Genomic DNA, 13,289 nt, shown 5'->3' with positions numbered 1-13,289 from the left:
TTCGGCCCGCTAGCTCCACATACGTGACAGCCCGCATCACCATCGGCAACGACGCGTCCGGCAAGCCGGTCGAGTTCGATATCGAGGAGCTCCTCGCGACCCGTCTGCTCGTCCAGGGCAATTCGGGCAGCGGCAAGTCGCACCTGCTGCGCCGCCTGCTTGAAGAGAGCGCGCGGATGGTCCAGCAGGTGGTGATCGATCCAGAGGGCGACTTCGTCACCCTGGCCGAACCCTTCGGGCATATCGTGATCGACGGCGCGGCCTATTCGCCTGCCGAGATCGAGGCGCTGGCGCGCCGTATCCGCGAACATCGGGCGAGCGTTGTACTGGCGCTTGAGGGGCTTGAGGTCGAACAGCAGATCCGCTGCGCCGCGCAGTTCCTGACTGCGCTGTTCGATGCCCCGCGCGAACACTGGTTTCCGGCGCTGGTGGTGGTCGACGAAGCGCAGATGTTCGCGCCCGCGGTAGCGGGCGAAATCGCGGAAGACACGCGGCGCATGACGCTCTCCGCCATGACCAATCTGATGTGCCGCGGGCGCAAGCGCGGGCTGGCGGGGATCGTCGCGACGCAGCGACTGGCGAAGCTGGCGAAGAACGTCGCGGCCGAAGCCTCGAACTTCCTGATGGGGCGCACCTTCCTCGATATCGACATGGTCCGCGCGGCCGACCTGCTCGGCATGGAGCGGCGGCAGGCGGAACGCATCCGCGAGCTCGAGCGCGGGCATTTCCTCGCGCTGGGACCGGCAATCACGCGGTTGCCTGTCGCGGTGAAGATCGGGCCGGTGCAGTCGGGCCTCAAGGCACGCGCCGAAGGACTCATGGCGATGCCGGAAACCGCACCGGCCGACATGGAAGCGCTGCTCACCCGCGACCTTGCGAGCGAAGTCGCCAAGGCGCCGCCGCCTGCGCCACCCCCGCCGCGCTGGGAAGATGTCGAGGATTCGATCGCCCATGCCGAGGAACGCCAGGTCGAGGCGCCGCGCGCGCCCGTCGACACCTCGGCCGTGGCGCAGCAGATCGACACGATCATCGCCACGCTGGCTGCGGAGGAAGGCATCGCCTTCCAGTCGGCCAGCGCGCAGTATCAGACCTTCCTCTCACGCTGCCGGCGTGAACGGATCATCGGGCCGATGCCCGACATGGGAACCTTCCGCCGTCGCTTCGCCATGGCAGGGGCGGGTCTCGACCTGCTCGATGCGGACCTGCGCGAGCGGATCATGCAGCTCGCGCGCGGGGTGGAAGACGACCTGCTCGCACCCTTCCTGGTGCTGGCCAAGACTGCGAGCGGCGGCGAGGCCGACGTGGACGAAGATGAGCTGGGACGGGCCTATGGCACCAGTTCGCCAGGGCGCATCCGTCGCCTGCTCGACCATCTCGAGCGCCAGGGCCTGATCGTCTTGCGCGAGGATTTCGGCGGTGGCCGCTCGGTGATGGTGCCGGGGCTCGAAGTCTCAGCGACTCCCGCCGAATAGCTGCCGTCCGGCGAGGTCGAGCATGATCTCCTCGCTCCCGCCGCCGATCGCATTGACGCGCACCTCGCGATAGATCCGCTCGACCTTGCTGCCGGTGATGTAGCTCGCCCCGCCGAGTACCTGTGCGGCCTCGCGCGCGACGGCTTCGAGCATGCGTGTCGCCTGCACCTTGAGCATGGCGAAATCGGCCGGGCGATCGCGCCCCTCGCGTACCTGCCAGGCGCATAGGTCCACCCAGGCCTGCGTTGCTTCGATCTGGCGCTCCATATCGGCCAGCTTGATGCGGATCGACTGGTGGCCGACCAGCGGCTTGCCGAAGGTTTCGCGCTGTTGCGCCCATTCCGCCGCCTCGGCCATCGCTACACGCGCATAGGCGCAGCAGCCCATGGCCATGCCCAGCCGCTCGCCGTTGAAATTGCGCATGATCCCGATGAAGCCGCCGTTTTCGGGCCCGATCAGGTTTTCGGCGGGGACGCGCAGGTCGGAAAAATGGATCGCCGCGGTGTCCGAGCAGCGCCAGCCCATCTTGTCGAGCCGGGTGCGTTCGACGCCTTCGCTCGCCATGTCGATCAGCAGCAGCGAGATGCCGCCCGCCCCGGGGCCGCCGGTGCGCACCGCGCAGGTCAGCCAGTCGGCGCGCATGCCGCTGGTAATGAACATCTTGCCGCCGTTGACGACGTAATGGTCGCCTTCGCGCCGCGCGGTGGTCTTGAGGTTGGCGACGTCCGAACCGCCACCTGCCTCGGTGATGCCAAGCGCGATGATCTTCTCGCCCGCGAGTACCGGCGGGGCCACGCGTTGCTTCAATTCGTCGGAGCCGAGCGCAAGGACCGGAGGTAGGCCGATGCCATGGGTCATCAGCGAGGCGCCGACACCGCCGGCGCCGCAGGCCGCGAGTTCCTCGGTCACCACCAGCGAGTGGAAGATGTCGAAGCCTTCCTCGTGCCCGCCATATTGTTCGGGATAGCGCAGGCCCAGGATGCCCGCTTCGGCCGCCTTGCGATGCAACTCGCGCGGCAATTCGCCTTCCGCCTCCCACTGATCCACGTAGGGCGCAATTTCGCGCTCGACGAAACGGCGGACGCTGGCGGACAGCGCCTCGTGGCTTTCGTCATAGAAGGGAGAGCGGGCGCGCCAGTCGTCGAATGCGGTCATGCCGCATCCTTGTGCGACACGGCGGGACAGTCAATCTCCAAGCAAGTCGGAAAATTTTCACCTCCGTCTGGCCAAAATCTGGGCTACCCCTATATTCGACTAACACACCTCGCAAAATTTGGCGGGGAGGGCTTGTGTTGCATTATCGCCACACCATATCCGGGCGGTAATTCAGGTTTGGGGTGTTTGCATGAATCTCGAAAAGTTCACCGATCGCGCCAAGGGCTTCCTCCAGAGCGCGCAGACCGTTGCGATCCGCATGAATCACCAGCGGATTTCGCCAGTCCACATCCTCAAGGCGCTGTTGGAAGACGGCGAGGGCATGGCTGCGCAGCTGATCCAGCGTGCGGGCGGCAATGCCGGGATTGCGGTCAATGATGTCGACATGGCGCTGGGCAAGATACCCGCGGTTTCGGGTGGTGGCGCGCAGCAGACCCCCGGCCTCGATAATGATGCCGTGCGCGTGCTCGACCAGGCTGAACAGCTCGCGCAGAAGGCGGGCGACAGCTTCGTCCCGGTCCAGCGCCTGTTGCAGGCGCTCGCGCTTTCGGGCGGCGATGCCGGCAAGGCGCTGCAATCCGCCAATGTCGATGCCAAGGCGCTGGAGGCGGCGATCCAGGAAGCAACCGGCGGGCGTACCGCCGACAGTGCAGGCGCCGAAAACGCCTATGACGCGATGAAGAAATATGCCCGCGACCTGACCCAGGCCGCGCGCGACGGCAAGCTCGATCCCGTCATCGGTCGTGACGAGGAAATCCGTCGCACGGTGCAGATCCTTGCCCGCCGCACCAAGAACAACCCCGCGCTGATCGGCGAACCCGGCACCGGCAAGACCGCGATCGCCGAAGGCCTGGCGCTGCGCATCGCCAATGGGGACGTGGCCGACAGCCTCAAGGGCCGCACGCTGATGGCGCTCGACATGGGTTCGCTGATTGCGGGCGCGAAGTATCGCGGCGAATTCGAGGAACGGCTCAAGGCCGTGCTCGACGAGGTAAAGGGCGCCGAAGGCCAGATCATCCTGTTCATCGACGAGATGCACACGCTGATTGGTGCGGGCGCCAGCGAAGGCAGCATGGATGCCTCGAACCTGCTCAAGCCGGCGCTGTCGCGCGGCGAATTGCACTGCATCGGCGCGACCACGCTCGACGAATACCAGAAGTATGTCGAGAAGGACCCCGCGCTGCAGCGGCGTTTCCAGGCCGTCTTCATCGGCGAGCCCAGCGTCGAGGATACGATCAGCATCCTGCGCGGGATCAAGGACAAGTATGAACTGCACCACGGCGTGCGCATCACCGATGGCGCAATCGTCGCGGCGGCGCAGCTGTCCAACCGCTATATCCAGAACCGTTTCCTGCCCGACAAGGCGATCGACCTGATGGACGAGGCCGCTTCGCGCATCCGCATGGAAGTGGAGAGCAAGCCCGAGGAGATCGAGAAGCTCGACCGCCGGATCATCCAGCTCAAGATCGAGGAACAGGCGCTGCAGAAGGAGAGCGATGACGCGTCCAAGGACCGTCTCGAGACCCTGCGCAAGGAGCTTGCCGATCTCGAGCAGCAGTCGAGCGAGCTGACCACCCGCTGGCAGAACGAGCGCGACAAGATCCACGCCGAGGCGCGGATCAAGGAAGAGCTCGACCAGGCGCGGCTGGAGCTCGAGCAGGCGCAGCGCACCGGCGATCTCGCCAAGGCGGGCGAGCTGCAATACGGCAAGATTCCCGAGCTTGAGAAGAAGCTCAACGAAGCCGCTGGCCAGACCGAGAATGCGCTGCTGCGCGAGGAAGTGACCGAGGATGATATCGCCGGCGTCGTCAGCCGCTGGACCGGTATCCCGGTCGACAAGATGCTCGAGGGCGAGCGCGAGAAGCTGCTGCAGATGGAGGAAATCCTCGGCAAGCGGGTGATTGGCCAGGCGCAGGCGATCGATGCCGTGTCCAAGGCCGTGCGCCGCGCGCGTGCTGGCCTGCAGGACCCCAATCGGCCGCTCGGTTCGTTCCTCTTCCTCGGCCCCACCGGCGTCGGCAAGACCGAGCTGACCAAGGCGCTGGCCGGCTTCCTGTTCGATGATGACCAGGCGATGGTCCGCATCGACATGAGCGAGTTCATGGAGAAGCACGCGGTCGCCCGCCTGATCGGCGCGCCTCCGGGCTATGTTGGATATGAAGAGGGCGGGGTCCTAACCGAAGCCGTCCGTCGCCGCCCCTACCAGGTCGTGCTGTTCGACGAGGTCGAGAAAGCCCACACGGATGTGTTTAATGTACTTCTGCAGGTGCTCGACGACGGTCGACTGACCGACGGGCAGGGGCGCGTGGTCGATTTCACCAATACGCTGATCATCCTGACGTCGAACCTCGGCAGCCAGTACCTCGCCAATCTCGAGGATGGGCAGGACGTCGAGAGCGTCGAGACGCAGGTGATGGATGTGGTACGCGGGCACTTCCGCCCCGAGTTCCTCAACCGGCTCGACGAGATCATCCTGTTCCACCGCCTCGGCCAGGAACACATGGCGCCGATCGTCGATATCCAGGTCAATCGCGTGCAGAAGCTGCTCAAGGATCGCAAGATCGTGCTCGACCTTACCGATGGCGCGAAGAAGTGGCTCGGCCGTGTGGGTTACGACCCGGTCTACGGCGCGCGGCCGCTCAAGCGGGCGGTGCAGCGCTACTTGCAGGACCCGCTGGCAGACAAGATCCTGCGCGGCGAGGTGCCCGACGGCTCGACCGTGCACATCGATGAAGGCGATGGCGCATTGGCAATGAAGGTGGGCTGACCGCCCGGCGGGCCTGCGGTCCGCCTATCGTTCAGGACCCCCCAACAAAAAGGGCCCCGGTTTCCCGGGGCCCTTCGAGTTTGCGGCAAGCTACTTAGAACTTGGCACGTGCACCAGCAAAGAAGCGGCGACCAATCGGATCGAAGATCGCGCTTCCACCACCGGTGCCAAGCACACCTAGCGGAGGCCGCTTATCCAGGAAGTTGTCGACGCCTAGTGAGAACTCAAAGGTGTCTTCGCCCTTCGAGTTCTCGAACTGCCATGCCACGCGGATGTCATGGTACAAGACTTCCGGATAGACCAACCGGTCGTCCACGTCAGGGTTTTGAGGTGGGTTCCCATTGAGCGGGAACTGATCCTCGTACGCGCTCGTCAACTGCGGCCCGATGTAGCGGGCACCATACCCAACCGTGAATGGGCCGAAGGTCAGATCAAGATCAAAATTGAACGCATCCTTTGGATCGCCCAGTTCTGACAGTATTCGATCTTCAAATTCCGGATTGGTCGGATCCTGGAAATTGCTCGAGGTGAAGACATGAGTGTAGATCAGGCGAGCATTGATGAAAGTATCATCACCAATCGCACGACGATACGACACATCAAAATCGATGCCTTCACGCTTGCGGCTTGCAAAGTTTAGCGGTGACTGCAGCAGTGACCCCTGAACGATCTGTCCAGGAACCTCCTGATTGGGCCCGGACGGATCGCGGTTCCGCTGGAAGTTGCCGCAGAACTGGTTGTTTAAGTCCGGAAGGTCGTAACAGACATTGACGATCGTCTGACCACCTACCGCTGTAATCACGTTCTTGACTTCAATGTTATAGTAGTCGGCCGTGACCGCAAGTCCGGGGATGAAGCTTGGTTGGAAGACGGCACCGACCGTCCAAGAATCCGATTTTTCTTCAAACAGGTTCGGGTTGGCACCGTTGCGGCCCTCGACCGAAACGGCCGCGTTTGCAAACTGCTGATACGCAGGATCGTTCAAGATCGCACCAAGATCAGCTTCACAGTTCCGCCGGCGGTTCGCAGAACCTTGGTCAATTTGGTTCGAACCGCAAGGATCACGGAACGAGTTGAAGAAAGTCTGCGAAGGTTCACCCGAAGTTTCGGTGTAGTTTGGTGCTCGAACTGCACGAGCATACTGGGCGCGGAACGCAACATCCGGCACTGGCGACCAACGGCCCCCGACATTGTAAGCGTAAACCGTCCCCACTGCACCGCTGTAATCGGAAATCCGGCCCGCAGCAGATAGTGATAGCTCGTGGAAGAACGGCCGGTCCGTGAGAATCGGCAGGTTTACTTCCCCGAAGGCTTCGTAAACCTCGGAAGGTTCCGGATCGAACAACGGAAGCGGATTCGTGAAAGTGAGGTTCCTCTCGATCGCATCATCGGCCTGGAAGAAAGCCTCGTCCCGGCGGTATTCGCCACCCAGGGCAAACCCAATGGGCCCGCCGGGAAGCTCGAACAACCCTCGGGTATCGCCCGAAATGAACGCCACGGCGTTGTACTGTTCCAAACGGCCGAAGGTCCCTGCGTCAGCGGTGATATAAGCCCGTGCAGCGCTGTTGTCCGGAAGTCCAAATGGGTTGTAGGGCACACATGCAGCGATGTCCCCCGCTAGTGTCGTCGGATCGATTCCTGGCTGTCCAAATGCAGCTGTCGGATCGAACTGTGATCGGCACTTTATCTGGCCATCAGTGGGGTCGATGCCGGCATCAAGTGCAAGCAACAGGCGCTGAGTGAACACGTTCCCTAAGACCGTGTCAGTCTGTTCCGAGCGACCGTAGTTGAAGGACACTTCGTAGTTGAGGTTCGATGAGATGTCGCCGCGTGCACCAATAACGGCGCGCCAGGTCTCACGCTTGATGTCGGCGTCGCGAGCGCCAAGGTCTTCGAAGCTACGATTGACCGTGAACCGCTGCGAACCGTCTGCTACCGCGGCGGGATTGATCGGGCCGCCAGCAAGCAGGTCGTTCACCCTTCCGGATGCAAGCAATTCCGTTTCGATGATTTGACGCGCTTGTGCACTCAGGAACGGGTTGTCCAAGCGCACCCGGACACGCGGGTCACCGCTAAACGCGCCGGTAAAGCGGCCTTGCACAAATGCCGGACCTGCCGCTGATCCGATACTGTCTGCACGTACATACTTCGCTTCGATGAACGGCTTGAACGCATCCGAAACCTCGAAGGAGGCAAGGATGTTGAACGAATATCGCTCAAGTTCAGGCAGAATAGAGCTCTGTACACCTTCGCGACCAGTCTGGCCGTTGCCGCCCAGGAAAGCGCTGAACTGCGAAGTACCCCTGCGGCCGACGAAGGTTTGAGGTACAAGAGTTCCGTCTGGTTCAAAGATGTAACTGCAGTTGAAAGGGGTGCCGTTGATGGCGGCACCACCACATTCGGCGCGCGGCGCGGACTGGGGGAATGCCACCAATCCTCGGCGGCTAATCGTCGCGCTTCGGATATCGCGAGCAAAGACCGAATCTGGGATGCCATTTGACGATGAACCAGATGGATCGACATCGACCCGGTAGAATCCATTGTTCAGCCTCGCTTCCGGAATGTCTGAGGCATAGATTCGCTCTTGCTTGCTGTACTCTGCCGCGATGGTGACATTGCCTCGACCGTCAGCAAAATTCTTACCGGCAACAACGGAGAAACCATAGTTTGCGCCGTCGCCGAATTCAGGGATCCCGAAGTTCGCCCGGGCATCGACCCCTTCGTAATCCTTCTTAAGAACAAAGTTTACGACACCTGCAATTGCATCCGAGCCGTAAACGGCTGAGCTGCCGCCGGTTACGACATCGATCCGGTCAATCAAAGCGGACGGAATTGAATTAATATCGACAGCTGACGCCGTGTTCAGCACGTCTGCCGCAACATGGCGGCGACCATTCACAACAACGAGCGTACGCTCAACACCAAGTCCGCGGAGGTCAAGCAAGTTTAGCCCGGCAATTCCAATGCCAAGACCGGGGTTTGACTGTGAGAATGTTTGGCGGAAGGCCGGCAGATCATTCAAGATCTCGCCGACATTATTCTCACCTTGCTTATAGATATTGTCGCTCGAAAAGCTGAGTACCGGGGAAACAGAGGTCAGCTCAGGTCGACGAATTCGTGAGCCTGTGACAATGATCGAGTTTTCAGACGAAGGTTGGGGGGCAGCGTCTGCGCTCGTCGTCGGACCATCATCGGTTTCGGCTTCTTGGGCGTATGCTGAAGTTGCAATGCACAGCGCAGCAATTCCCGCGCTAGCAAATAGCGCGGTCCGGCCACCAACGGCGGCAAGTCTCATTTTCATAATATGCGTCCCTAATATTATTGTGCGATCCGGGCTTGACCGGCTCGCCGAGGAAGTATGAGCGAGGGTTACTTCCTGTAGCAAGAGAGTAGAGCGCCGGTTGCGCTAGATTGGCGATTATCCAGTCCCAAGGGTTACTGAATTGCAACAGATTCGTAGTGCGAAGACCCCGCTGAGGGCTCCAGTATCGTGACTGCCCTCGCCGTGAACGTTCATAAGTTACTGATTCGACGCGATTGCGAATCCATTTGATGCAACTGGCAATGCAAGTGAGGACGCAGCCAAGGTACAGGGTTTGATTCATAATATGCGTGCGGTGAACCTCTGAAGGCAGGATCGTGTGTACAGGCGTCCACGCACCTATGCTGCGCACGGACTGGAGATCGGGGAGATGATCCGGAGTCCCGCTCAACACTTCTGATCCCAACAAAAAGGGCCCCGGTTTCCCGGGGCCCTCTTATTTGATCAGAAAAACCGATCAGAGTTCGAGGCGGAAGCCTGCGTAGAAGTAGCGACCGAAGGTGTCGTACGGATCGCCACCGGCGGTGCCCAACTGCCCGAAGGGCGGCTGTACGTCGAATGCGTTGTCGACGCCGATGTAGAAGTTGTAGCCACCTTCAACATCGAAGCTGAGCCGGAAGTTGTTGTAGATCTTAACCGGGAAGGTCGGATCCTCGTACTGGTCCGCGTTTGCGGGGTCCAGGCGGGTGAGTTCGCCAGGAGTACAGGTGCCGCCGGAAGAACCCGTGACACCCGAAGCCGGACAACGCCCAGTGTAGGAGAACGCGTTCTCATAGGCCGACTTGGTCTGCACACCGAGGTAACGCATCGACCAGGTGAAGTCGACAGCGCCGAAGTCGTAGTTGAAGTTCGTCGAAGCGGCCCACTTCGGGTCGCCCAGCTCACTCCGCTGACGGTTCGGCACTTCTGGATCCACCGGGTTCAGATAGTTGTCCAGTGTGATCAGGTAGGTCGCGATGCCGCGGAAGCGCAGCTTGTGACCATTGTCGAAGGTGTGGTTGTACTGAAGGTCGAAGTCGATGCCTTCGGTCTTCTGCGTAGCGAAGTTCACACCACCCGAAATCGTCGCCGGATAGACGAACAGTCCGGTCGACGGGTCACGGTTGACGTTGGCGCAATACGGATTGTTGAGCCCGTTGGCGTCGCTGTAGCACTGGTTGATGATGGTCTGGGCCGTCAGGGTCGAAATCAGGCTGTTCACCTTGATCCGGTAGTAGTCGACGGTGAAGTTCAGACCAGGAATGAACCGCGGTTCGACCACAACACCTACGGTCAGCGACTTGCCGCGTTCTTCGACCAGTGCGGGGTTACCGCCCGAAAGGAAGCCGGTCGACGAGGTACGGGCCGTACAGTTGGTGTAAGGGTCGCCAAGTGCCACTGCGAAGGACGTGCCCGCACAGGCTGCCACGAGTGCGGCATTGGCTGTGGTTGGGACGCCGGCCGCGGCGCAGTTGGCTACGCGGTTCGGATCGGTATTGATCGCACCGGTCGCCTGGTCACAGGGATCCGCGATGAACGCGAAGTTCTGTGACTGCGGCGAGTAGAGATCGCTTTGCGTGGGTGCACGAACCGAGGTTGCGTAGGCAGCGCGGAAGCGAATGTCCGGGACCGGAGCGTAAATGCCCTGGACGTTGTAAGCATACACCGTTCCAGTTGCATTGTTGTAGTCCGATACACGGCCGGCGGCGCTTACGGTCAGTTCTTCCGCGAGCGGCACGTTCGCCAACAGCGGAATGCTGATCTCGCCGAAAGCTTCCTTCACGGTCAGCTTCGGCGGATCGAAGGGCTGGATCGCGTTGAGGAAGGTGGCACCGCTTGCGGTTAGCTCGTCAAAGGCGCTGTAGGCCTTTTCCGAACGGTATTCCGCGCCCAGGGCGAAAGCGATCGGACCGCCGGGAAGTTCGAACAGCTGCGACAGATCGCCCGAAACCGTGGCAAGAATGTCGAATTCTTCCGCCGTTTCTTCACGATGGCCCGTTGTGTTCACATAGTCCAGGGCAGCCTGGCTAGGCGCACCGAAGCCGAAAACGTTGATCGGCACACAGGCCGGGTCATTGTTGTTCGGATCTGCATCGACGTTGATGCGGCAGACCGGGTTGCCATTGGCATCGCGGACCGCGTCAACCGCAAGGTTGAACCCGGCAAGGTTGTTGCCATCCTGCGTGTAGAGCAGGAGGTTGTTCAGTGAATCCAGCTTGGTCTCGAGACGGCCATAGTTGACCGACAGTTCGTAGCGCCAGTCTTCGTTGAAGGTGCCTTCGACACCGGCAACGATACGATAGGTGTCACGATCGTGGATTTCGCCGCGGCCGCCGAAGTCGATGTTGAAGCGGCTGAGCGGAATGCGGCCAGTCGGGGTCGCGCACAGGCCATAGCTCTGGAGCGTCGAGAGCGCCTGGGCATTCAGGAACGCGTTGTCGCAGCGGATTGCCGGGCCGCCAAAGAACGAGTCCGGGCCGCCAACGAAGAAGCTCGGCTGACCTTCCTGAAGTGCGTCGACATGGACATACTTGGCTTCGACGAACGGGACGAAGGCTTCGCTCAGTTCGAAGTGCGCCAGCAGGTTGACCGATATGCGTTCCAGGCCGGCGGCAAGCTGGCCAGTGTTGCGCAGGGTCGACCCGTTGCCGCCGATCACATTGCCGCTGAAGGGCAGGAACTGATCGGGCACGTCGACAAAGACGTTGCCATTGCTGTCGAAGCGCAGGAACTGGCCCTGGCCCAGGCCGCCGATCGTGCCACCGTCCGAAATCGAACCGTTGCGGATGCCGCAGACCGGTTCAAGATCAGGGATGCCGTCAGAGCCGAACGGGCCTTCGTCGGACTGGCTGTCGCCAACGTTGTTGTACTGGCAGCGGCCGCTATAGGCGCCGGTCAGGCCATCGCGTTCGCGGAAATACAGCGGTTCCGACTTGGCATATTCAACTGCCACCGCGACATTGCCGCGGCCATCAGCGAAGTTCTTGCCGTAAACGCCTGCAAGGAAGTAGTTCTCACGATCGCCGCGCGAGGAGACGCCGGCCTGACCCTTGAGCGAGATACCTTCATAGTCGCGCTTCAGGACGAAGTTGACGACACCGGCAACTGCGTCCGAACCGTAGACTGCGGAATTACCGCCGGTCACCACGTCGACGCGTTCGAGCAAGTCGACCGGGATGGTGTTGACGTCGACCAGGTAATCGCCCGGCGAAGCCGTCACGTGGCGGCGGCCGTTGACCAGAACCAGCGTGCGGCTGGTGCCCAGGCCACGAAGGTCGAGCAGGTTGAGGCCGGCGGTGCCGATGAAGCGGGTCGAGTTGCCCTGGCTGAAGGTGGAACGGAGCGAGGGCAGATCGTTGAGCGCGTCACCCAGCGAAGTATCGCCATTGTCCGTCAATTCAGCCGCCGACACCGTGGTCACGGGGACGGGAGAAGAAAGGGTCGGTCGCGCAATGCGCGTACCGGTGACCAGGATCGCGCCGTCGAAGCTCTCTGCCGTATCTTCAGTGATCGATTCGTCGGCAGCGGCTTCATCCGCGGCATCCTGATCTTGCGCGAAAGCAGGTGTCGCAATCGTCAGCGAAATGGCAGCCAAGCCTGCACTACTAAAGAGCGCGGCCCGTCCACCAAAGGTGGAAGTCGTCTTTTTCATGAATTTCAGTCCCCACAGTTCAAGCCGGACCCAACCGGCATGATGAGAGACATAAAAGCAACCCGTTCATCCTGTGGCAAGGGAAGCGGGGCAGAAAACGACAAAATAGCGAACTTCGGGTCGGGTAGGTCACCGATTTGCAACAGGTTTGCCGCCGAACTTTCGTCCGGCGGCAAAATTATTCCAATCTTTTGCTGTATTGTGGAATCTTCGGCATTCCGCCGCGACGGAGAGCCTATCGAATTCGAGTTCCCCTGACGCCGGCCTGGCCGTTAATTCGCAGAAAATATGAGGAAAGCGCGGCGTTCTTGATAAGCACAGTGTCCCCGGTCTTGGGTTCCAGCAATCGCTTTGGAACATCATCAATTCGCCATACCGCACCTTCGGTGGTGCGAATAAGGTAACCGTTTGCGTAGGAGCCGGAGACGGATACGATCTTGGTTTCGAGCTCCTTGATCTCGTCCTGATCCTCGCCATCCTTGTCACGCTTACCAAAGATGCCGAAATCGGGAAGGGATAGGCCGAAGAACTTCCGGCGCGTCTTGCGAACCTCCTCGCGGTCCACAAGGCGCAGGTCGCCCGTTTCGCTAGCTCCGACGATTGTGGCAGCGGCGGCATCGAAACATGCGAGCCTGGCGGCCGAGTCCTGCTCTTGCTGACAGGCCTTCAGCGCAGCGAGATAGGAGTTTTCAGCCTGCTCGTCTTGCGCAGAAGCAGGTACACCGAGAGAGGCGGCCATGATGACGGCAGCCGTTAGAGCGGCTCGGCCCGCGTAACCTCTGAAACTCACGATTTTCTCCTGCATGGCTTTTTTGCCTTCGATGTAACGATATCTGCTTATCCAGCGAAATCCAGTACGAAGATAATACTGATTTTCGATGGCATTCCTGATCGCTATGGGATATGCTTAGTGTTTGGAATAAAACTAGATATTGGATTGGA

Annotated in this window: 6 protein-coding genes; 2 read left to right on the top strand and 4 right to left on the bottom strand. The window is 60.9% G+C overall.

Annotation, left to right across the window (positions count from 1 at the left end; translation table 11 throughout):
- The first annotated feature begins 23 nt into the window (after positions 1-23).
- Positions 24-1,472, top strand: a complete 1,449-nt coding sequence (locus tag AAFM29_RS01745; protein ID WP_341711097.1) for an ATP-binding protein — start codon at positions 24-26, stop codon at positions 1,470-1,472.
- Here the strand turns inward: AAFM29_RS01745 and AAFM29_RS01740 are convergent.
- Entirely contained in the window at positions 1,452-2,627 is a 1,176-nt protein-coding gene (locus tag AAFM29_RS01740) for an acyl-CoA dehydrogenase family protein (protein WP_341711096.1), read from the bottom strand. The two genes, AAFM29_RS01745 and AAFM29_RS01740, sit on opposite strands and share 21 nt — an antisense overlap.
- 190 nt (positions 2,628-2,817) lie before the next feature.
- Here AAFM29_RS01740 and clpB point away from each other — a divergent pair, with 190 nt between their 5' ends.
- Positions 2,818-5,394 (top strand): ATP-dependent chaperone ClpB, encoded by a 2,577-nt coding sequence (gene clpB, locus AAFM29_RS01735; RefSeq protein ID WP_341711095.1) that lies wholly within the window; start codon positions 2,818-2,820, stop codon positions 5,392-5,394.
- 94 nt (positions 5,395-5,488) lie between these two features.
- Here clpB and AAFM29_RS01730 read toward each other — a convergent pair whose 3' ends face one another.
- From AAFM29_RS01730 to AAFM29_RS01720, 3 genes are all read right to left on the bottom strand, one after another.
- The gene (locus AAFM29_RS01730) at positions 5,489-8,695 is read right to left on the bottom strand and encodes a TonB-dependent receptor domain-containing protein (RefSeq protein WP_341711094.1); all 3,207 of its coding nucleotides are present in this window, start codon (positions 8,693-8,695) and stop codon (positions 5,489-5,491) included.
- A 478-nt stretch (positions 8,696-9,173) separates the two neighbouring features.
- Positions 9,174-12,347, bottom strand: a complete 3,174-nt coding sequence (locus AAFM29_RS01725) for a TonB-dependent receptor domain-containing protein (RefSeq protein WP_341711093.1) — start codon at positions 12,345-12,347, stop codon at positions 9,174-9,176.
- A 235-nt stretch (positions 12,348-12,582) separates the two neighbouring features.
- Positions 12,583-13,152 carry a hypothetical protein gene (locus AAFM29_RS01720; RefSeq protein ID WP_341711092.1) on the bottom strand — a complete coding sequence of 190 codons (570 nt, stop codon included), beginning with the start codon at positions 13,150-13,152 and terminating at the stop codon, positions 12,583-12,585.
- Positions 13,153-13,289: the final 137 nt, after the last annotated feature.

The organism is Erythrobacter sp., from assembly GCF_038133525.1.
GTDB lineage: Bacteria > Pseudomonadota > Alphaproteobacteria > Sphingomonadales > Sphingomonadaceae > Qipengyuania.
This window is presented reverse-complemented; position numbering and strand designations above follow the sequence as displayed.